This is a genomic window from Streptomyces sp. NBC_01775 (assembly GCF_035917675.1).
Lineage (GTDB): Bacteria > Actinomycetota > Actinomycetes > Streptomycetales > Streptomycetaceae > Streptomyces.
Genome location: NZ_CP109104.1, coordinates 7,195,802 through 7,216,566, shown reverse-complemented (window position 1 = coordinate 7,216,566; position 20,765 = coordinate 7,195,802). Strand labels below are relative to the sequence as shown.

Here is a 20,765-nt window from a genome sequence, read left to right as displayed (position 1 = left end):
GCCGCAGTGCCCGGAGAGTACGAAGGCGCGCTTGCGGACCGCTCGAACGTGTGGCCTGCGAGGCGCAGTCGTGGCTCGGGAGACTCAGTGGTGGCCGCGTTGGCCCAGTGGTGGCCGCGTTGGCTCAGTGGTGGCCGCCGGGCACCCGGCGCGGCGCCGAGCGCTCGGTTCCCGGCTTGACGACGGTGAACTGACCCATCATTCCCTGGTCCTCGTGCTTGAGCATGTGGCAGTGGAACATGTACGGCGTGCCGGGGTCGGTGTACTCAGGCATCGGCACGGCCAGCCGCACGGTCTTCTGCGAAGGCAGATAGACGGTGTCCTTGAGGCCGCGCAACCGTTCGGGGGTCGGCTCGCCGCCGTAGCCGATGACGCTGAAACTCGTGCCGTGCACATGGAAGGAGTGCGGGGTGCCGTCTATGGCCTGGACGTCCCACACCTCGACGGCCTTGGCGGGGGCGACCTGGTCGATACGGTTCATGTCCATGGTGCGGCCGTTGATCTGGAAGCCGGACAGCTCGAAATCCCGGCGGTGCGCGGAGCTGGGTTCCTTGATCGCCTGGGGCGCGCCGGACAGTTTCGCCGGCAGTTCGGCAGACCGGCGCAGCTTCTTCGCGGCACGTAACTGGAGCAGGTCGAAGGTGTCCTCGCCGCCGTCCAGCCGCCCGCTGGGGAAGCCCACGCCCAGGTCGGGCGCGTAGCTGCGCAGCACTACGCGGTCGCCCGGCTCGAAGGGCACCACGATCTCGGCACGCTCGGCCGGCGAGAGCTGGAGGCGCCGCAGCTGGACCGGGGCAGGCACGAGGCCGCTCTCCTGGGCGACGAGGTGGAAGGAACGGCCGTCGGTGAAGCCGAGGTTGTAGACGCGCGCGTTGGACGCGTTCAGCACCCGCAGCCGCAGCAGTGTGGTGGCGACGTTCAAATGGGGGTTGTAGGTGCCGTTGACGAAGATCTTGTCGCCCAGGACGCCGCTCGTGCCGACGCCGGAGATTTCCTCCCGGAACGAGGTTCCCTTCAGCGAGAAGGAACCGTCGTCCTGGAAGGCCCGGTCCTGAAGGATCAGCGGCACGTCGTCCACGCCGTAGGTCTTCGGGAGGCCGGAGTCCTCGGAGTGCTCGTCCTCCAGGATGAACATCCCCGCGATGCCGCGTGTGGCGTGGTCGGCGGTCTCCCCGTGCGGGTGGGGGTGGTACCAGAGCGTCGCCGCCGGCTGGTCGACGCGCCATGTCGGCCGCCACACCCCGCCGGGCGATACGGCCTGGTGCGGGCCACCGTCCATGTCGGCGGGCAGATGCATGCCGTGCCAGTGCAGGGAGGTGGTCTCGGGCAGGCCGTTGCTGAACGTCACCGAGACCGTGTCCTCGCGCCTGGCCCGCAGCGTCGGGCCGAGGAAGGCCCCGTTGACGCCCCAGGTGGGGGTCTTCTTGCCGGGGAGGAGCGTGCTGGTGCCCGGACGGGCCTTCAGCTCGAAGTGCCGCCTGCCACGCGCGTCCTTGTCGGGTTCGAGCAGCCGGGGAATGGCGACGCGGTTGGAGAAGTCCAGCTCCCCGACGTTGGAGAGCTTGCGGTCGCGGTAGACGAGCGTGAAGTTCAGGCCGTACGCGCCACCGGTCAGCGCCCCCAGGCCGAGCACCGAGCCCGCGGTGATCAGGACCCGGCGCCGGATCACCCCGCGGCGCCTGCGCACCGGCGGCCCGCCTCCAGAGTCGGCATGCTCGCCGGTGCCGGCCGGGTCCGGTCCTGTGCGGTCATCGGTCACGCGGTGTGGCTGGTCGGTCATCGCCTCATCATGCCGGAGCGCACTCAACGAATGCTGGTGTCCGGCCAGTTGATGTTCATACGCGCCGGCGGGCTGCCGGCGGCTACGCGCGTACCGCTGCGAGGTCCAGCGTCGCTCCACCGGAGCCCGGCATCCTGCCGCGGCCGTGCGCGGCCGGCCGCGGCGACGAAGCCGGGCGGCACGACGAAGCCCAGCACGACGAAACGGAAGGCGATCCCATGACTGGCGTCTCCAGGACCGCTCTGGTCACCGGCGGCAACCGCGGCATCGGGCACGCCGTCGCGACGCTTCTGCACACGCGCGGCCACCGCGTGGTCATCACGGCGCGCGACGGCGCCGAGGCACGGTCCGTGGCCCGGGAGCTGGGCGAGGGGGCGACGGCCGCCGCGCTGGACGTCACCGACCCGGACTCCGTCGCGAAGCTGGCGGCCGAGGCCGGGGAGGTGGACATCCTGGTCAACAACGCCGGGGTGCAGCTCGACTGGGGCGTGCGGCCGACCCGGGCGGACCTCGCGCTGGTCGACCGTACGCTGAACGTCAATCTCCTGGGCGCGTGGCGGATGGCCGGTGCCTTGGTGCCGGGCATGGTGCGCAGGGGCTGGGGCCGAGTGGTCAACATCTCCAGCGGCACCGGCTCGTTCACCCTCGGCATCGCCGACGCCTGCCCCGCCTACTCGGTCTCCAAGGTGTCCCTCAACGCGCTGACGGTGATGCTCGCGCAGGAGACCGAGGGCACCGGGGTGCTCGTGAACGCGATCAACCCGGGTCTCGTCCGCACCCGCATGCGGCCCGACGCGCCGCAGACGCCGCGGGAGGCGGCCGAGCACATCGTGCGCGCGGCGACGCTGCCGGACGACGGGCCCTCGGGGGTCTTCCTCCGCCGGGACGCCGTCATCGGCTGGTAGTCCCCCGGCCACGCCCCCGCCACCGGCGGCCCACGACCACGTCCCCAGACATCTTCGAGTGCGGATGGTTACTCCTGGGGCGGCCAGTGCATCCCACCCCTCCAGCGGAGGTATTCCCAGTGATCAACGGCGTGAACAAGATCTTCATCTTCGTGGACGACCAAGACAAGGCCAAGGAGTTCTGGACCCAGAAGATGGGCTTCGGGCTACACCTGGACTCGGAGGAATGCCCGGGCGCGGGGTGGGTCGAGGTGGTGACGCCGGACAAGCGCGCCATCCTCATCCTGGCGCAGCGCCCCGAGGGCATGCCCAGCACCGCGGGGCAGCGCTCGCACACGGCGTTCTACTGCGACGACATCCACAAGACGGTCGCCGAACTGCGGTCGCGTGGCGTCGAGATCGCGGAGGACATCAGTGAGCAGCACTGGGGTCTGTCCGCGGACTTCAAGGACTCCCTCGGCACCCTCTTCAACATCGGCGAGCGCACCCCCGAGGTCCAGCCGCCCCCGCCCTCGAACGACTAGTGCCGTGACCGGCGATGTTTGCCCGGACGGAGCGTCGTCCGGTGCGTGCGATCGCAAGGCGGCCGGAAGTCCTTGATCGGGGTCTCCCCTGCTCTGGGGGCACCTCCGGCCGAAGGCTGGGGGAGGCGGGAGCCCACCACGGCCGTGTCCGGCGGAATACGCGACGGCCGTACCCGGAGTACGCGGTGTGCGAACCACACCGCGTACTCCCCTATCCACCAGGTACGGGAAAGAGGTATCCAACGTGACAGGGGACGAGATCCGGGCGGGCCAGCCCACGCTGTTCACCGGGGACATCGAGGCCATGGCCGCCTTCTACCGCACCATCGGCTTCGTCGAGACATACCGGTTCCCGACCAAGGAGGAGCCGGTCTTCATCACGCTCAAGTGGAGCGCCTTCCACATCACCCTGGCCGACGAGACGGCCGTACGCCGGTCGACAGGGCTGCCCGGCCTGGGCGGCTCGGGCGGCCACCGCTTCGACATCACCGTCATCGTCGAGGACGTCGACAAGACGGTGGGCGCGCTGCGGGAGGCGGGCGCGCCCGTCGTGCTGGACCCGCGCGACCAGCCCTGGGGCGACCGGCACGCCTATGTGACCGATCCCGAGGGCAACTACGTGCAGATCACCACGCACAGCAACCACGACCACGGGTGGAGCGGCACCTGAGTCGTTCCCCTCGCGCTCAAGCCAGGTTCAAGGGCCGACTGCGATCCTGGCCGGTGATTCCGGTCACATCGTTGCGACCTTCCGCGCGAACGACCATCCCCGAAGGGAGCCAGGTGTGACCACGTCAGGTCCGCGCCCGCGGCAACAACAGCATGCACCCACCATCGACTACCCCTTGGGCGAGCCCACGCGGCTCGACCTGCACCCCGGCTACGCCTCGCTGCTCGCCGAAGCGCCGATGATCCGGGTGAACATGCCGCACGGCGGTACCGCCTGGCTGGCGACCGGGTACGAAGCGGTGCGCGAGGTGATGTCCTCGCCCGCCGTCAGCCGCGCGGCGGCGGCGGAGAACCCCGGGATACCGAGGCTGCTGCCCGAACCCCCGCCGGCCGGGACGATCATGACCATCGACCCGCCCGAACACTCCCGGCTGCGCCGGCTGGTCAGCAAGGCGTTCACGGCCCGCCGCGTGGAGGCCATGCGCCCGCGCATCCAGAAGGCCGTGGACGAGCTGCTGGACGGCATGGCCCGGGACGGTGCCCCGGCCGACCTGGTGCGGCATCTGGCCGTGCCGCTGCCGGTGCGGGTGATCTGCGAGATCATGGGCGTTCCCGTGGAGGACGAGAAGCACTTCCGGGCCTTCACCGAGGGAATCATGGGCACCACGGCCTTCGACTCGGACGAGGTCAAGGCCGCCATGGGGAGCTTCTTCGGCTACTTCGCGCAGTTGATCGCCGAGCGCCGCGCCAACCCCACCGACGACTTGCTCGGCGCGCTGGTGACCGCACGGGACGACGAGGACAGCCTGAGCGAGCAGGAGCTGGTGTGGCTCGGGGTGGCGCTGCTGATCGGCGGCCACGAGACGACGCTCAACCAGATCACCAACTTCGCCTATGTGCTCCTGGGTGAGCCCGAGCGCGCGCAGGAGCTGCGGGAGCACCCCGAGCTGATGCCGCGCGCCGTGGAAGAACTGCTGCGGTACGTCCCCACGGGTGCGGGCTCGGCGTTCGCCAGCCTGGTGACCGAGGACACCGTGCTGCACGGGGTGCCGGTCGCCGCCGGCGAGGCCGTGATCGTCGACCTGGGCGCGGCCAACCGCGACCCGGCGGCCTTCGGCCACCCCGACGAGCTGGACTTCCACCGCGAGACCAACCACCACCTGGCGATGGGGCACGGCGCGCACTTCTGTCTGGGCGCCCAACTGGCCAGGATGGAACTCCAGATCGCGTTGGGCACCTTGCTGGACCGCTTCCCGGGACTGCGCCTCGCCGTGCCGGAGGAGGGCCTGAGCTGGCGCTCGGGATCGCTGATACGCGGTCTGGAGGAGCTGCCCGTCGCCTGGTGACAACGCGCCCGACTCCCCAGCACCCCGCGCCCCGTTCCTGAACCGCACCTCACGGACCCCGACAGCACACCACCTCACAGCACCGACAGTGCGGAGCTTCTATGACCACCACAGCGGACAATTCGGTGACCTCGACGGCCGGGCCGTATCCCAAGCGCTGGCTGGCGCTGGGGATACTGCTCGCTGCGGCCTTCATGGACCTGCTCGACGTCACGATCGTCAATATCGCGTTACCCGACATCCGGAGCGATCTGAGCGCCGGGTACGCGGCCTCTCAATGGGTGGTGACGGCCTACACCCTGGCGTTCGGACTCGGCCTGATCACCGGCGGCCGGATGGGCGACCGCTACGGGCGCAAGCGGCTCTTCCTGCTGGGCATCGCTCTGTTCACCCTCTCCTCGCTGGTGTGCGGCATCGCCCCCAACGTCGAGGCGCTGGTGACCGCGCGTGCTGTGCAGGGCGTCGCCTCGGCGCTGATGGTGCCGCAGATCATGGCGACGGTCTACGCGATCTTCCCGGCGAACGAGCGCGGCGGAGCGAGCGGCGCGTACGGCGCGGTCACCGGGCTGGCTGCCGTGGCAGGACCTCTGCTGGGCGGCGTGTTCGTGGCGTACGACGTGTTCGGGCTCGGCTGGCGCGCTGTGTTCCTCGTCAACGTGCCGATCGGGGTGGCCGCGCTGTTCGCGGCGTATGTACTGGTGCCGGAGACGAAGTCGGACTTCCCGCTGCGGATGGACCTGCTCGGCGTGCTGCTGGTGAGCGCGAGCCTGCTGCTCCTGCTGTATCCGCTCGTGCAGGGACGTACCAGCGGGTGGCCGGCCTGGATGATCGCGGCGATGGTCGCGGCGCCACTCGTGATGCTGGTCTACGCGCTGCACGCGCGGGCCAAGGAGCGGCGCGACCACTCCTCGCTGGTGCCGCTGCGGCTGTTCCGGCAGCCGGGGTTCAGCGCCGGCACGGTGGTGCTGTTCGTCTTCGACGCCACGATGATCGGCTTCTTCCTGGCGATCTCCCTCACCCTCCAGATCGGCCTGGGCTACAGCGCCATGCGCACCGGTCTGCTGTTCCTGCCGTGGGCCATCGGCGCCGCCCTCACCTCGGGTGCCGCCGACGGGCTGGTGGGGAAGCTGGGACGGCATCTGCTCACCACGGGCGCGCTGGTGATGGCGGGCGGCATGCTGTGGTTCGCGCTGGTGCTGGAACCGGGCGCGAGCTGGTGGGAGCTGGCCCCCGGCCTCTTCCTCGCGGGCCTCGGCATGGGCGGGGTGATCGGCCCCGCCTTCACGGTCGCGGGCGCACACGTCGAGGGCCGGGACGCCGGGGCGGCGGCCGGTTCACTGAGCGCGGCCGTGCAGCTCGGCAACGCGACAGGCGCGGCGCTGCTGGGCGTGCTGCTGTTCTCGCCGCTCGCCTCCGCCGCGGGCGGCGCGTTCGACGGGAACGAGCACGAGCTGCGCAGCAAGCTGTCCGCCGCCGGCGCACCGGCCGCCGAAGTCCGGGAGATCTCGGCCCGGCTGCGGCCCTGCTTCCTCGACTACGCGGCGGAGGAGAACCCGGACAACCAGCCGAAGAGCTGCGCCCAGGTGTGGGAGAAGGCCGGGCGTGACCCCGCGGTGAAGAAGGCCGTGGACACGGTGGTCGCGGACAGCCGCGCGGAGATGTTCACCGACACCTTCGGGAAGTTCGTGTGGTTCACCGTCGGCGGTCTCGTGGTCGTCGCCCTGCTGGCCCAGTCCATGCCGCGCGAGGTACGCGGCTACGAGAGCTGGGGCGAAGAAGAGCAGGAAGACGGTCAGGCGGAGCCCAAGAGCTGAGCCATGTGCCCGGACACGACCGGAGCCCCCGCCTTGACCGGGCGGGGGCTCCGGTCGTGTCCGGGGAGATGGGGGCGAACGGGGTGGCCCCGGTCGCCCCCGGCGCTGCCGGCCCCGGTCCGGCCGCCGGACACGGCCTAAAGCCTGCTGCGAGTCCGGGTCGGCATTCTCCTGGCACGGTCCGCCTGCCCCCTCCCCCGGGACTCCCGGGAGGAGGGGCGGGACCGTCCTCAGACCGGGAGATGATCGACGTGCTCGATGGAGCTTTCGTTACCGACCACATGCGTGCCCTGGCCGTCCATCTGGTCGCGGTCAAGCCGAGCCTCCGGATGGAGGAGATCGCGCCCGAGTCCTCGCTGACCGAGGACCTCGGCTTCGACTCGATGAACCTGGAGGCTTTGGGGCGCAGGATCCGGGAGGCATACCCGGACTTCGACCTGATGCACTGGCTCGATCAGACCTTCGCGTCCGAGTCGGACAGCGTCGGCTCGATGGCCGAGTCGCTGGCCGCCTCCGAGCCCGCGGCGCTGCCGGGCCGGGTTCCGTATGTCTAGCGGCGGAGCGGGCCGCACCGGCGGCCGTACCGGTCCCACCGACTACGTAGCGCTGGCCCGGGAGCTGGCGCCCCGGTTCGCCGAGCGCGCCGCCGCGCACGACGCCGACTCCAGCTTCCCGCACGAGAACCTCGCCGAGCTGGTCTCCAGCGGATACACCGCCATGACCGTGCCCGAGGAGTACGGCGGCGCCGGCGCGAGCCTGGCCGAGCTGTGCCGGTCGCAGCGCGTGCTGGCGGCGGGCTGCGCCTCGACGGCGTTCTCGGTGAACATGCACGTCCACGGCCTCGCGATGATCGCCAACCTGGGCGGCGAGAGCGCCGAGCGCGCCTGCCGCCAGGTCGCCGAGGGCGCCGTGATCGCCGGGGGTTTCAGCGAGCCGGGCGTGGGCGGCAACTGGTGGCATCCGACCACCAAGGCCGAGCCGGTGGAGGGCGGTTACGTCCTCAACGGGCGCAAGGGCTTCTTCACCGGGTTCCCCGGCGCCACCCATCTGTTCCTCTCCGCGGCCACCACCGACGACCGGGGGCTGCCGCAGCCCATGGCCTTCCTGATCCCCAAACCCGAGCGCGGCGTGCGGGTCACGGCCGAGTGGGACGCGGCGGGCATGCGCGCCACCGGCAGCCACTCGCTGGCCCTGGAGGACCTGTTCGTCGAGGAGAAGTGGTCGATCGGCGAACGGGGCACCTTGCCACTGCTGTTCATGAACGGGGTGCACTGGGCCTGGTGCAGCTTCGCCTCCTGCTTCGTCGGCATCGCGCGCGGCGCGCTGGAGCACGTGGTCGCCACCCAGCGCAAGCGGGTCATCAGCGTCATCGGCAAGCCCAACGCCCATCTGCCGGGCATCCAGTTCAAGGTGGCGGAGATGGCCACCAAGCTGGCGACGGCCGAGGCGTATCTGGAGGCGGCGATCCACGCCGACCACGAGACCGCCGACCCGCTGGGCCACTACATCGACATGAGCGTCATGAAGTTCACCGTCACCCGCCTCGCGCACGAGGTGGTGACCTTGGCCATGCAGGTGCAGGGCGGCTCCGGGCTGGCCTCGGCCGATCCGCTCCAGCGCATGTACCGGGACGTGGTCGCCGGGCTGCTGGTGCCGCCCGCCTCCGATGTCGTCCTGGAGTGGGCCGGCAAACAGGCCCTGGACGTACCGCTGTTCGCCGAGCCCCGGTGGGCGGGGGCGGCGCCGTGACCGCGACCGTGAGGAAGGGACCAGTGGGGATGAGCAACGCCGAAGCCGCCGAAGCGACCGGGACCGAGCCCTGGACCCGGCGCACCGAGGAGGCGGCGCAGCTCGCGGCCACCTTCGGCAAGCGCCGCACCGACGCGGGCGAGCACGACCGCACCGGCGGTGGCGGACGCGAGGCCGACAGCGCGCGGATCACCGAGAACCTCGCCGAGCTGACCGCCGCGCTCGGCCCGGACCTGGGCCTTACCACCGGCACCCTGGTGCGCACCTGCGCGCTGCTGCGGATCGTGGCGGGCGGGTGCGGGCCGACGGCCTTCGCGCTGGCGGCCCGCCTCGCCTCGACGGGTGAGCACGGCAACGGCGTGGGCGGCGTCAGCGGGAGGGCCGCGCGCCTGGGCGATCACGCCGAGGCCGCGGTGCTGCTCGGGCTGGCCGAGCGCGCCTACGCACTGGCCGTCGCCGACCTCAAGGAGCGCTCGACCGGAGCGGAACAAGACACTCCGCCGCCGGCGCTGCTGCCCGGCACCCAGTTCGCCGTCGCCAGGATGCGCGCGGCGCTCGCCGCGACCACCGCGCTGCTGGAGCACTGCGCGCGGGCCGAGGACGAGGGCGGGCAGCACACCACCCGGGCCGACAGCTCCGTACCCCGGGTGCAGGCCGCTGCCGCCGCCGAGCAGGTCGTCTCCGCCGCGTACGAGCGGGTGCGCGGGCACGGCGGCGAGGCGGAGCGGAGCATCGCCCGGATCTGGCAGGATCTGAAGACCGGGCCCCGTACCCGCGCGGATTCCCCCGGCGCGCACGACGCCTACGACGCCGACACCGCGGCCGAGCTGATCGGCAAGGCCGCGTTCGGGATCGACCCGGCCGAGACGCCGAGGTGGCTGTGATGGCCGCGACCGGCAGGCATCTGAGCGCCCTGGACCCGTCCTCGGCGGCGATCGACAACGACTACTACTCCGAGATCGGCGACTCGTGGTGGGACCCGGAGGGTCCGCTGCGGGCGCTGCACGACATGAACCCGGCGCGGGTGCGGTACTTCGACACCACCGTGCGCGCCCGCCTGGGCGAGGACAGGTCCGCCGTCCGCGTCCTGGACATCGGCTGCGGCGGCGGGCTGATGAGCGAGCGGCTGGCCGAACTGGGCTACACCGTGACCGGACTCGACCTGTCCGAGGGCTCCGTGGAGACCGCGCGCGCCCACGCGCGGACCACCGGCGTCGAGGTGACCTACCGGGTGGGCTCGGCCTACGAGCTGCCCGCCGAGGACGGCAGCCTGGACGCGGTGCTGCTCTCGGACGTGCTGGAGCATCTGCACGACCTGCCCGGCGCCGTCGCCGAGTGCGCCCGGGTGCTGCGTCCGGGCGGGGTGCTGGTCTTCGACACCATCAACCGCACGGCCGCCAGCTATCTGATGGCCATCCTCGTGCTGGAACGGCTGTTGAAGATCATCCATCCGGGCACCCACAACTGGCGGATGTTCATCCGCCCCCGCGAACTGCACGCCGTCCTCGCGCGGCACGGGCTGACGCCGGCCAGGCCGCGCGGCCTGGCCCCCACGGCGCCCCGCCACCGGCTGCTGGCCGCGATCGCGCGCCGTCGCCCGCTGGGCGAGTTCGGGCCGACCTCCTCGACGGCGGTCAGCTACATCGGCCACGCGGTGAAGTCCGGCCCGGCCGGCTCCGGATCCGCCGCCACCAGCACCGACAAGCCCAGGAGGGCACAGCCATGACGTGGGTCCGATCAGCCAGCGACAAGAGCGTGACCGTGCGCTGCGGCAGGGAGCGGCTGCGCACGCTGCTGGGCGATGTGACCGGCTGCGGCCGGCTGATGCCGGGTGTGGAGTCGCTGGAGCGTGTCGAAGGCGGCGGGGCCGCCGAGGAGGTCTACCACTACCGCCTGGCCACCGTCTCCAACGGTGCCGTCACCTTCACCCCAGAGTACGAGGCACGCTTCGACACCTCGGACCCCGACGCGATCACCTGGGAGCCGCACGGGGAACACAACTTCCGCTCCTGGGGCACCTTCCACATCGAGGACGGCGCCGGGGAGGGCGAGCAGCGGGTGCGCATCGAGACCCGTACCGAGGCGTCGGTGGACGTGGCGCCCGTGGTCGTCGTCCTCATCGAGCCGTTCGCGCAGAAGGAGACCGACGAGGCCACCGAGGGATTCCTGGAAGCGATCAAGGAAGCCGCGGAGCAGCAGAGAGCGGGAGTGTCATGACGGCCACGGCGGCGCGCATCGTCGGCCTCGCCCCTGCCTCGGTCGGCGAGCCGGTCGGCCAGCAGGAGATGTTCGACGCCTTCTACCGCGAGCTGTACAAGGAAGTCCCCGAGGCCGAGAGCCTGTTCCTCAACACCCAGGTCCGCGAGCGCTACATGGCCTGGCCGCCGCACAAGAACTACGCGGACGGGTTCCCCAGCATGCGCGAGCGCATGGCCGCCTGGGAGGAGCACGCCTTCGCGATGGGCCGGGACTCGGTCGCCGCCGTGTTCGACGGGGCCGCCGGTACGGTCGCCCCGGCGGATGTGGGCAGCTACACCTTCGTCAGCTGCACCGGCTACGCGGGCCCGACCCCGGAGATGCTGCTGGCCAAGGAGTTCGGGCTGCGCGAGGATCTGCGGCGCACCTTCGTCGGCCACATGGGCTGCTACGCCGCCTTCAACGGCATCAAGGTGGCGCTGGACTCGCTGACGGCCCGGCCGGACGAGCTGGCCATGGTCACCTGCGCCGAGGTCTGCTCCGTCCATCTGCGGCCGGAGGTGACCAAGGAACAGGTCGTCGTGCACGGCCTGTTCGGGGACGCCGCGGCCACCGTGCTGCTGGCCGCCGCCGACGCCGGCGAGCCGCCCGCCACCTCCGGACCCCTGATCCTGGGCACGCACACCGAGACGCACCCGGAGAGCTTCCGGGCCATGACCTGGAAGGTGATGGACGACGCGTTCCGGATGACCCTGTCGCCGTATGTGCCGCTGTATCTGTCGGAGACCATCGGGCCCTTCGTCCAGCGGCTGCTGGAGCCGCGCGGGCTGAGCACCGAGGACATCGCGTACTGGGGCATCCACCCCGGCGGGCCGAAGATCATCGACTTCATCGGGGAGCGGCTGGGGCTGCCTGCCGAGGTGCTGCGGCCCTCGCTGGACGTCCTCGGCTCGCGGGGCAACTGCTCCTCCCCCACCGTGCTGCTGATCCTCGACCACCTGATGCGCGACCTGCGCCCCGCGCCCGGCGAGTACGGCGTCTTCATGGCCTTCGGCCCCGGTCTGACCATGGAGTCCGCGCTGATCAGGTTCTGAGCGCGGCTCCCCTCGTATCCGCAACAGACGAAAGCGGTGTCCGATGACGACACGTGAATCCCCCAGCATTCAGGACCTGGTCGCCGATCTGCTCACCCAGCAGTGGGTGACCGACCTGTTCACCGAGCTGTCCGAGCGGCAGCGGGAGTCCCTCGCCGTCTCCGGGCAGGTGCGGGAGAAGTCGGTGTCCTCGCACGCCTTCTGGCCCTTCCACGCACCCCAGTTCCCGCTGGTCACCGAGGAGGCGCGGGGCAGCAGGATCACGGATGTGGACGGCAACACCTATCTGGACAGCCACCTGGGCTTCGGCGCCCAGGCGCTGTTCGGGCACAACCCGCCCCGCGTGGTCGAGGCCGTGCGCGACCTGCTGGGGCGCTCGACGGGCAACGGCTATCTGCACCCCGTCGAGCAGCGCCTGGCCACCCTGCTGGGCGAGTTCGTGCCGCACTGCGAGCGGTTCGCCTTCCTCAACTCCGGCACCGACGCCACGGCCGCCGCGATCCGGCTCACCCGCGCCCACACGGGCCGCCGCATGGTCGCCAAGTTCGAGGGCTCGCTGCACGGCGTGCACGACATCGCCGCGCACAACACGGCCTTCTGGTACCACGGCCACCCGGTGGAGCCCTTCCCCGAGATCGGCGAGCACGGGGTGGCGCCGCTGCCCGCGCTGACCGGGGTGGCGCCCGCGCCCCCGTCCGAGCTGCTGATCCTGCCCAACGACGCCGAGGCCGCGCTCGCGCTGATCGAACGGCACCGCGAGGACCTGGCGTGCGTGCTGGGCGAGGCGGTCTCCTCCTCGTACCCCTACGCCGAGCACACCGTGCCGCTGATCCGGCAGGTCGCCGAGCGCTGCAAGGCGCTGCGCGTGCCGTTCGTGCTGGACGAGGTGCTGACCGGCTTCCGCTACGGGCCCTCCGGCGCCGCCGGGTACTTCGGCATCCCCGCCGACCTGTACTGCTACGGCAAGGTCGTCACCGGGCTCGGGCTGCCGCTGTCGGTGCTGGGCGGCCGGGCCGAGCTGCTGGAGCACATGACGACCTCGGGCCTGGCGCTGACCGACCTGGGCCGCAAGACGTGCGTACAGACCACGCACGCCGGCAACCACCTGTCGCTGGCCGCCTCCTACGCCTCGCTGAGCCTGCTGCACGAGCAGGGCGACGCGTACTACGCGCGCACCCGCGCCAAGGTGGAGCTGATCCGCACCCGTCTTGCGGACTTCCGCGCCGAGACGGGGATCCCGCTGCGGCTGCTGGGCTTCGGCGACTTCATCGGCTCGTTCGGCTTCACCGCCGAGGAGTCCTACGACGACTACCGCGCCTTCGCCGAGGCGGTCAACCCGATCGGGCTGTTCCTGCTGACGCTGATGCTGCGCCGCCGCGGCGTCTACACGCTGAGCCTGCCGATGCTGTTCACCGGCGACGTGCACAGCGACGCGGACATCGACGAGATCTCCGGCGCCGTCATCGACTCGGCGCGGGAGCTGGCCAAGCACGACTTCCCGTTCGTACTGCCCTGAGCGCGCCGCGTCCGGGCACTCCGTCCGGGCGCCGGGCCGCCTGTTGTCCTTTCGAGAGTGGACGGACCTTCCTATGACGACTTCCGAGATTCCCCGGTCCAAGACCGCCGAAAGCGCCGCCGACCTCGCGACCGAGCTGCTGTCCCAGCCGTGGGTGGGCGAGCTGCTCACCGAGCTGGCCGAGCGGCAGCGCGGCTCGGCGGAGCTGGCGGGGCGCGCGGGGGCGCTGGCCTCCTCCAGCCACGCCTTCCTGCCCTTCCACGCACCCCAGTTCCCGCCCGCCGTGGTGCGCGCCGAAGGCAGCCGCATCACCGACGTCGACGGCAACACCTACCTGGACATGCACGTGGGCTTCGGCGGCCAGTCCCTCTTCGGGCACAACCCGCGGCCCGTACTGGACGCCGTACGCGAGGAGCTGACCAGCGGCAACACCGGCAACGGCTACCTCAACCGGGTCGAGACCGAACTGGCCGAGCTGCTGGGCGAGTTCCTGCCGCACTGTGAGAAGTTCGCCTTCCTCAACTCCGGCACCGACGCCACGGGCGCCGCGATCCGGCTGGCCAGGGCGCACACCGGCAGGCAACTGGTGGCCAAGTTCGAGGGCTGCTGGCACGGCGTCCACGATGTCGCCGCGCACAACACCTCGTTCCTGGCGCACGGCACCCCCGGCCTGGCGCCCTTCCCCGCCGTGCGGGACGACGGCAGCGTGCGGCCCGCCTCCGCCTTCGCGGGGGCCGCCCCCGCCGACGTCCTGGTGCTGCCCCACCACGCGCCGACCGCGCTCGCCCTGATCGAGCGGCACCGGCACGAGCTGGCGTGCGTGATCGCCGACCCGGCCTGCCAGTCGTTCCCGTACACCGAGCACACCATCCCCGAGCTGCGCGAGGTCTCCGAGCGCTGCCGCACCCTGAACGTGCCGTTCGTGCTGGACGAGGTGCTGACCGGCTTCCGCTTCGGGCCCGGCGGGGCAGCCGCGCGCTTCGGGCTGCACGCCGACCTGATCGCCTACGGCAAGGTGACCTCCGGGCTCGGCCTCTCGCTGGCCGTGCTGGGCGGCCGGGCCGAGCTGCTGGACATCATGCGCACCTCGGGCCTGTCGGCGGGCGACATCGGCACCAAGACCTTCCTGGTCAACACCCACTCGGGCAACCACCTGGCGCTGGCGGCCTCGCTCTCCTCGCTGCGGCTGCTGAAGGAGGCGGGGCCCGCCTTCTACGAGCGGATCAACGCCAAGGCCGGCCGGCTCCAGGGCGCGCTGGCCGGGTTCCGGGAGCGCACCGGCATTCCCCTGCGGCTGCTGGGCTTCGGCGAGTACTGCGGCACGTTCGGCTTCGTGGCCGAGGAGAGCTACGCCGACTACCGCGAGTTCGCCTCCGCCGTGAACGCGCTCGGCTCGTTCCTGCTGACCCTGCTGCTGCGGCGCAGGGGTGTCTTCACGCTGAGCATGCCGATGATCTACCTCGGCGACGCGCACTCCGAGGCCGACATCGACGAGCTGACGGCCGCCGTCACCGGCTCCGCGCAGGAGCTGGAGACCCACGGCTTCCCGTTCGTCCTGCCCTGACCGACCATCGACGAGCCACCGCCGGAGCGGATATGACAAGCACGACCAGTACCCGAGCAGCAGTGCATCCCGACCGGCGGGAGTGGCGGCCCGACCCCACCCCCGCCCGGCTGACCGGCGCGCGCACCCTGGCCGCCGCGCTGGTGGACCGTGCGGCGCGCGAGCCGGACGCCGTCGCCTACTACCTGCCCGAGGCGTCCGAGGCGCCCGCGGACGGCGAGTCCCCCGAGGACGCCGAACGGATGACCGTGGGGCAGCTTCACGAGCGCGCCCACGCGGCGGGCGCGGCGCTCGCCGCCGCCGGGCTCGGCCGCGGGGACCGGGTCATCATGTGCCTGGACACCTCGCCCGAACTGGTGGCCGCGCTCTACGGCGCCGCGCTGCTGGGCGCCGTGCCGATGCTGGCCGAGCCGCCGCTGACGGTGGGCCGCCGCAAGCTGTGGCTGGACCGGGTGACCCACATGGTCGAGGTCGCCGGGCCCACCGCCGTCGTCTGCGACGAGATGCTGCGCGAGGCGGCCGTCGAGGCCCTGGCGCCGCTCGGACTCGCCGTCGTCTGCCCGCCGTTCACCGAGGGCCAGGTCGCGGAGCCCGCGGTGGACGCCGATCCCGAGGAGCTGGCCCTGATCCAGTTCAGCTCTGGCACCACCTCCTCGGCCAAGGGCATCATGCTCAGCCACCGCGGCATGTTCGCCGCCGCGCGCTCCATCGGCGAGGGCATCCCCTACCGGCGCGGCGACATCATGATCAGCTGGCTGCCGCTCCACCACGACATGGGCATGGTCGGCGGGCTGCTGTCCACGTTCCTGCACGACCTGCCCTCGGCGCTGTTCCGCCCGCTGTCCTTCGCGACGAGGCCGCAGCTTTGGCTGCGCACCATCCACCGCTACCGCGGCACCGTCTCCCCGGCGCCCAACTTCGCCTACCGGCTGGTCGCCTCCACCGCGCACCGCATGGACCTGGCCGGGCTCGACCTGAGCTGCTGGCGCTCGGCCTTCAACGGCGCCGAGGTCGTGGAGGCCGGCACCATGCGGGACTTCACCCGCGCGATGCTGCCGCACGGCTTCCGGCCCGAGAGCATGCGGCCCTGCTACGGCATGGCCGAGCTGGGCCTCGCGGCCTCCTTCGCGCCCGTCGACTCGCTGCCCCGCGTCGAGGTGCTCTCCCGCACCGCCATGGCCGACCGGGGTGTGGCGGTGCCGCCGCTGTCCGGGCAGGACGCGCAGGAGTACGTCTCCTCCGGTCTGGCCGTGCCCGGCATCCGCATACGGATCACCGACGACGGGGGCCGCGAGCTGCCCGAGGGCCACTCGGGTGCGGTCCAGGTGGCCAGCGACTCGATGATGACGGGCTACTACGGCATGCCCGAGCGCACAGCCGAGGACCTGTGCGAGGGCTGGCTCAACACCGGCGACCTGGGCTTCCGCCTGGACGGCGAGCTGTTCGTGACCGGCCGCTCGAAGGACCTCATCATCATCGCCGGCGGCAACCACCAGCCGCAGCCGCTGGAGCTGGCCGCCACCACGGTGGAGGGCGTGCGCCCCGGCGGGGTCGCCGCCGTCGGCGTCCTGGACCCCGTGCAGGGCACCGAGCGGCTGGTGCTGGTCGTCGAATCCCGGCTGCACGCCGACCCGGAGGAGGCGGCCCTGCTGGGCAAACGCGTCGAGCAGGCCGTCAGCCGCGCCACCGGACTGCTGCCCGCCGAGGTCGTCGTCGTCCCCCGCAAGACACTGCCCAAGACGCCCAGCGGCAAGGCGCAGCGACCGCTGCTCGCCCGGATGCTGGCGGAGGGGACGCTGCCGTGAGCGGCCCCGAACTCGCCCTGCTGGGCGGTTCGCTGCGCCCCGGCTCCTTCAGCGTGCAGGTGCTGCGGGTGTGCGCCGAGCTGGCCGCCCGGCAGGGCGCGCACGTCACCGTGCTGCCGGCGCCCCAGCTCGGACTGCCGCTGTACGAGCCGGGCTGCGAGCACCGCACCGAGGACGCGCGGCGGCTGCTGGCCGCCGTGCGCCGCGCCGACGGCCTGATCGTCGCCACCCCCGTCTACCACGGCGGCATGTCAGGGCTGCTCAAGAACTCCCTCGACTATCTGGAGGACCTCGCCGGCGACGCGCCCGCCTACCTGGACGGGCGCGCCGCGGGCGCCGTGGCCGTCGGCTGGAGCGAACACGGCGCCGCCCACGCCGTCGCGGAGGTCCGCAACGCCATCATGTGCCTGCGGGGCTGGGTGACGCCGATGAGCGTGACCGTCAACTCGGCGGACATGGCCCCCACCGAGGACGCCGTCTGGTCCTCGGCCCGCACCCTCCGACGCTTGGAGATCATGGTCGGCCAGGTGACGGAATTCGCCTCCCGCACGGCTGCGTTGACCCGCGCCTGACGGAAATTGCGAGAACAGGAATACACAGCAATCGCCGGGCGGGCCCGTCACGGGTCCGCCCGGCGCTTGTCGCGCGCCGGGGCTCACCCCGCCTTGGTGGCGCGGAAGACGCCGTAGCGCATCACGTTCTTGTCGTAGGCCTGCTTCATCAGCGGGACGGAGTTCAGGAAGCGGAAGGTGTTGAACCCCTTCGCCTTGATGAGGTCGCGGACCACGCGGGGGTCGCGGACGACGGGCTTGACGATGTCCGCCGAGAGCTTCCAGGTGGCGCGGACGTGGTCGGTCCAGTCGGCGGTCTCGACGTCGGTGAGGCCCAGTTCCGCGCAGAGCTTCGCGTAGTGGTCGAGGGGGAGCACGAAGGAGATCGCGAAGTCGCGGTAGAGCCTGCGCAGCAGGCGGACCTCGGCCGGGGCGAGACGGTCGTCGCGCGAGCACCAGGTGGCGACGGCGAGGGTGCCGCCGGGTTTGAGGACGCGCCGGCACTCGGCGAGGAACGCCTTCTTGTCGGGCATCAGCTCGCAGCTCTCCATGGCCCAGACGGCGTCGAAGGTCTCGTCGTCGTAGTCGGTGGCCATGGCGTCCATCAGCCGGAAGCGGACGCGGTCCGCGACCCCGGCCGCGGTGGCCTTCTCCTGGGCACGGCCGACCTGTTCCTCGCTGAGGGTGATGCCGTCGACCTGGCAGCCGTGCCCGGTGGCGAGCAGCCGCGCGGAGGCGCCGATGCCGCAGCCGGCGTCGAGGACACGGGCGCCCTCGGGGAGCCGGGCGAAGGCGGTCAGTTCGCGGGTGGTGCGCTCCTGGGCCCGGTGGCGGGGGACGTCGGGGCGGTCGAGGTCCCAGTAGCCGTGGTGGATGTGTTCGCCCCACAGCTGCTCGTACAGGTCGATGAGCTTGTCGTAGTGCTCGCGTACGGCGTCGTGAAGTTCCTCCACGGAACCGGAGAGCGATAGTCCGGTATCGGTTGCCGGGGTGTTCACAGCTTCACCTCTTCGCTGGGGTTCGCCGGGTTGGACGGGGGCCGCGGCTCCGGCGCCGGACCGCCGGAGGGTGCGGAGGACGCTGCGGGCACCCGGCCCCACACGCGCGGGCCGAGCAGGTTCAAGGCGGCGGGCATCACCAGCAGCCGGATCACCAGGGCGTCGAGGACGACGGCGAGCGCCAGTCCGAGGCCGAGCTGCTGCACGACGCTGATCTTCGCCGCGAGGAAGGAGACAAAGACCGCCACCATGATCACGGCGGCCCCGTTGACCAGCCCCGCGGTGTTGCGCATGCCCTCGGTGACGGCGCTCCTGTGGTCGGGCACCAGCAGGTACCGCTCCCGCATGCGGGCGATCATGATGACCATGTAGTCCATGCTCAGCCCGAACATGATGGCGAAGAGCAGCACCGGCGTGGTGCTGTCGATGCGCTGGCCCAGCGCACCCTGGCTGATGAGGGTGAGCAGCCCCAGGCCGGCGCCGACCACCATGGCGTTCAGCACCAGCGCCAGCAGCGGCAGCCGCCAGGAGCGGAAGGCCCGGGTCAGCAGCGCGAGGGTGATGAGCGCGACGGCGCCCAGGATGGCGGGGAGCGCGCCGATCAGCGCGTCGTCGAAGTCCACGCCGTGCGCTGTCGCCCCCGTCACCTTCGTGTCCAGCCCCGGCACGACCTCGGCGCCGGGCAGCGCGTCGCGCAGATCGCGGACCAGGTCGTGGGCGCCGTCGCTGTCGGGCTCGTCCTTGGCGACGACCACGACGCGGCTGACGTAGCGCCCGTCCTGGTGGGACCACAGCCCCTCGAAGGCGGCACGGGCCTCGCGCGGCAGGCCGGCGAACCGCCCGGCGGCGGCGGCTTCCTGGGCCGTCCTGGGCAGTCCGAGGGTCGTGACGGCCCGCACCGAGCCGGCCCCGGCCAGCCCCTCGGCCCGTTTCGCCGCCTTGTCGACCGCCGCCAGCAGCTCGCCGGGCGAGGTGCCGCGCGGTGCGGTCAAGACGGCCTGGAGCGGGAAGAGGTCCTGGGAGTCCAGGTCCTTCTGGAGCCGTTCGATGCCCTGCCGGGACTCGGCGTCCTCGGGCAGGATCGAGGCGCTGGCCACCGGCGCCTGGAGGCGGACGTTCAGTATGGGCAGCGACAGCGCGGTGAAGACCACGACGGAGATCAGCAGCAGCGGCAGCGGCCTGCGGTGCAGCCGGGCCAGCGGCCCTGGTGCGTCCTTCGCGGCGCGCGCCCTGCGGGGCTTGAGCGAGGCCCAGTTGATGCGCGGGCCCAGCAGCCGGAGCACGGCGGGCAGCAGCGTCATGGAGATGGCCAGCGCGATCAGGGTGACCACGATCCCGGCGAGCGCGATGCTGGTGAACACCATCATGCGCGGGATGAGCAGCGCCAGCAGCGCCACCACGACGGCCAGCCCGCTGAAGCGCACGGCATGGCCCGCGGTGCGCATCGCGGTCTCCAGCGCGGCCTGTGGTTCGGCGCTGTCGGCCAGTTCGTCGCGGTAGCGCTTGATGATGAACAGGCAGTAGTCCACCGAGACGGCCAGGCCGATGATGGTGACCGCGTTCATGAACAGCACCGAGAGGTCGGTGACCTGGGCCAGCAGCGTGCCGGCCGCCATGGCGACCACGAGCGCGACCCCGGCCAGCACGATAGGCACCAGCATGGAGCCGACCGAGCGGAAGACCAGCAGCAGCACGATGATCAGCAGCGGGAAGGCGATCAGCTCGGCGGTGACGGTGTCCTTCTCGGACTGCACGCTCATGTCGTAGTCGAGGGCCTGCTCGCCGGTGACCTTGACACTGACCCCGCGCTCCCCCAGCGCCGCGTCCAGCCGCTCGCGCAGGCCGTCGATCTCGCCCTGCACCGTGGTGGCGTCCGCGTCGAAGCCGAGCTGGAGGAAGGTGGTGTGCCGGTCCTTTGACAGCCAGGCGGACTGCTGCCGGTAGTCCTGGACGGAGGTGACCTTCGGGGAGCCCTCGGCCAGCCGCGCCGCCTCGGGCACGGCGCGGGTCACCTCGCCGTCCGGGTCGTGCAACACCGCCTGGAGGGTCTCCTCCGGTTCGTGGAAGTCCCGCTCCAGTGCCTGCTGTCCCTTGCGGTCCTCACCGCGCGGGTTCTCGAAGCCGCCGGCCTTCAGGGCGCCGGTCAGGCCCATCATCAAGGGTGTGCAGAGCGCCGCCAGCACCAGCCAGACGGCGATCACCGTGCGGGGCCGCCTGATCGCGACGCGGATGACGGATTCCATCACGGCTCCCT

The 20,765-nt window shown here is 71.7% G+C and carries 18 protein-coding genes; 15 read left to right on the top strand and 3 right to left on the bottom strand.

Going from position 1 to position 20,765, the window contains the following annotated elements:
* Positions 1-124: 124 nt before the first annotated feature.
* Positions 125-1,780, bottom strand: coding sequence for a multicopper oxidase family protein (locus OHB04_RS32080; RefSeq protein WP_326691142.1), 1,656 nt, complete (start codon positions 1,778-1,780; stop codon positions 125-127).
* A gap of 218 nt (positions 1,781-1,998) precedes the next feature.
* On the opposite strand from OHB04_RS32080, the gene OHB04_RS32075 reads away from it, so the two are divergent.
* The 15 genes from OHB04_RS32075 to OHB04_RS32005 all read left to right on the top strand — a co-directional run bounded on the left by OHB04_RS32075 (position 1,999) and on the right by OHB04_RS32005 (position 17,534).
* Positions 1,999-2,685 (top strand): SDR family NAD(P)-dependent oxidoreductase, encoded by a 687-nt coding sequence (locus OHB04_RS32075; protein WP_326691141.1) that lies wholly within the window; start codon positions 1,999-2,001, stop codon positions 2,683-2,685.
* 119 nt (positions 2,686-2,804) lie between these two features.
* A complete protein-coding gene (locus OHB04_RS32070) occupies positions 2,805-3,209 on the top strand; it encodes a VOC family protein (protein ID WP_326691140.1) in 405 nt (134 codons plus the stop codon).
* Positions 3,210-3,453: 244 nt separating this feature from the next.
* Entirely contained in the window at positions 3,454-3,879 is a 426-nt protein-coding gene (locus OHB04_RS32065; RefSeq protein WP_326691139.1) for a VOC family protein, read from the top strand.
* A gap of 115 nt (positions 3,880-3,994) precedes the next feature.
* Positions 3,995-5,224: a cytochrome P450 gene (locus OHB04_RS32060; protein ID WP_326691138.1), complete on the top strand. Its 1,230-nt coding sequence runs from the start codon at positions 3,995-3,997 to the stop codon at positions 5,222-5,224.
* Positions 5,225-5,325: 101 nt separating this feature from the next.
* Positions 5,326-7,038 (top strand): MFS transporter, encoded by a 1,713-nt coding sequence (locus tag OHB04_RS32055; RefSeq protein WP_326808824.1) that lies wholly within the window; start codon positions 5,326-5,328, stop codon positions 7,036-7,038.
* Between the two features lie 251 nt (positions 7,039-7,289).
* Positions 7,290-7,592, top strand: a complete 303-nt coding sequence (locus OHB04_RS32050; protein WP_326691136.1) for a hypothetical protein — start codon at positions 7,290-7,292, stop codon at positions 7,590-7,592.
* On the top strand, positions 7,585-8,787 hold the full coding sequence (locus OHB04_RS32045) for an acyl-CoA dehydrogenase family protein (protein WP_326808823.1): 1,203 nt from the start codon (positions 7,585-7,587) through the stop codon (positions 8,785-8,787). Before OHB04_RS32050 ends, OHB04_RS32045 begins: the two co-directional genes overlap by 8 nt.
* 29 nt (positions 8,788-8,816) lie before the next feature.
* Complete coding sequence (locus OHB04_RS32040) at positions 8,817-9,671, top strand: acyl-CoA dehydrogenase family protein (RefSeq protein WP_326691133.1); 855 nt, start codon at positions 8,817-8,819, stop codon at positions 9,669-9,671.
* Positions 9,671-10,513: a bifunctional 2-polyprenyl-6-hydroxyphenol methylase/3-demethylubiquinol 3-O-methyltransferase UbiG gene (gene ubiG, locus OHB04_RS32035; protein ID WP_326691131.1), complete on the top strand. Its 843-nt coding sequence runs from the start codon at positions 9,671-9,673 to the stop codon at positions 10,511-10,513. Before OHB04_RS32040 ends, ubiG begins: the two co-directional genes overlap by 1 nt.
* Positions 10,510-11,004 (top strand): hypothetical protein, encoded by a 495-nt coding sequence (locus tag OHB04_RS32030; RefSeq protein ID WP_326808822.1) that lies wholly within the window; start codon positions 10,510-10,512, stop codon positions 11,002-11,004. The genes ubiG and OHB04_RS32030 overlap by 4 nt, the downstream gene beginning before the upstream one ends.
* A complete protein-coding gene (locus OHB04_RS32025; protein ID WP_326808821.1) occupies positions 11,001-12,077 on the top strand; it encodes a type III polyketide synthase in 1,077 nt (358 codons plus the stop codon). Before OHB04_RS32030 ends, OHB04_RS32025 begins: the two co-directional genes overlap by 4 nt.
* Before the next feature lie 43 nt (positions 12,078-12,120).
* Positions 12,121-13,593, top strand: a complete 1,473-nt coding sequence (locus OHB04_RS32020; RefSeq protein ID WP_326808820.1) for an aminotransferase class III-fold pyridoxal phosphate-dependent enzyme — start codon at positions 12,121-12,123, stop codon at positions 13,591-13,593.
* Positions 13,594-13,666: 73 nt separating this feature from the next.
* On the top strand, positions 13,667-15,157 hold the full coding sequence (locus tag OHB04_RS32015; RefSeq protein ID WP_326808819.1) for an aminotransferase class III-fold pyridoxal phosphate-dependent enzyme: 1,491 nt from the start codon (positions 13,667-13,669) through the stop codon (positions 15,155-15,157).
* 32 nt (positions 15,158-15,189) lie between these two features.
* Positions 15,190-16,962, top strand: coding sequence for an AMP-binding protein (locus OHB04_RS32010; RefSeq protein WP_326808818.1), 1,773 nt, complete (start codon positions 15,190-15,192; stop codon positions 16,960-16,962).
* Entirely contained in the window at positions 16,959-17,534 is a 576-nt protein-coding gene (locus OHB04_RS32005; protein ID WP_326691125.1) for an NADPH-dependent FMN reductase, read from the top strand. The genes OHB04_RS32010 and OHB04_RS32005 overlap by 4 nt, the downstream gene beginning before the upstream one ends.
* Positions 17,535-17,617: 83 nt before the next feature.
* Here the strand turns inward: OHB04_RS32005 and OHB04_RS32000 are convergent, their stop codons facing one another.
* Together OHB04_RS32000 and OHB04_RS31995 are read right to left on the bottom strand one after the other, a co-directional pair.
* Positions 17,618-18,511, bottom strand: coding sequence for a methyltransferase domain-containing protein (locus OHB04_RS32000; RefSeq protein WP_326691124.1), 894 nt, complete (start codon positions 18,509-18,511; stop codon positions 17,618-17,620).
* Positions 18,508-20,754: an MMPL family transporter gene (locus OHB04_RS31995; protein ID WP_326691123.1), complete on the bottom strand. Its 2,247-nt coding sequence runs from the start codon at positions 20,752-20,754 to the stop codon at positions 18,508-18,510. The genes OHB04_RS32000 and OHB04_RS31995 overlap by 4 nt, the downstream gene beginning before the upstream one ends.
* Positions 20,755-20,765: the final 11 nt, after the last annotated feature.

Coding starts and splice junctions, on each gene's coding strand:
- OHB04_RS32080 (WP_326691142.1), bottom strand. CDS start 1,780: ATGACCGACCAGCCACACCGCGTGACCGATGACCGCACAGGACCGGAC.
- OHB04_RS32075 (WP_326691141.1), top strand. CDS start 1,999: ATGACTGGCGTCTCCAGGACCGCTCTGGTCACCGGCGGCAACCGCGGC.
- OHB04_RS32055 (WP_326808824.1), top strand. CDS start 5,326: ATGACCACCACAGCGGACAATTCGGTGACCTCGACGGCCGGGCCGTAT.
- OHB04_RS32045 (WP_326808823.1), top strand. CDS start 7,585: ATGTCTAGCGGCGGAGCGGGCCGCACCGGCGGCCGTACCGGTCCCACC.
- OHB04_RS32040 (WP_326691133.1), top strand. CDS start 8,817: ATGAGCAACGCCGAAGCCGCCGAAGCGACCGGGACCGAGCCCTGGACC.
- ubiG (WP_326691131.1), top strand. CDS start 9,671: ATGGCCGCGACCGGCAGGCATCTGAGCGCCCTGGACCCGTCCTCGGCG.
- OHB04_RS32030 (WP_326808822.1), top strand. CDS start 10,510: ATGACGTGGGTCCGATCAGCCAGCGACAAGAGCGTGACCGTGCGCTGC.
- OHB04_RS32025 (WP_326808821.1), top strand. CDS start 11,001: ATGACGGCCACGGCGGCGCGCATCGTCGGCCTCGCCCCTGCCTCGGTC.
- OHB04_RS32020 (WP_326808820.1), top strand. CDS start 12,121: ATGACGACACGTGAATCCCCCAGCATTCAGGACCTGGTCGCCGATCTG.
- OHB04_RS32015 (WP_326808819.1), top strand. CDS start 13,667: ATGACGACTTCCGAGATTCCCCGGTCCAAGACCGCCGAAAGCGCCGCC.
- OHB04_RS32010 (WP_326808818.1), top strand. CDS start 15,190: ATGACAAGCACGACCAGTACCCGAGCAGCAGTGCATCCCGACCGGCGG.
- OHB04_RS31995 (WP_326691123.1), bottom strand. CDS start 20,754: ATGGAATCCGTCATCCGCGTCGCGATCAGGCGGCCCCGCACGGTGATC.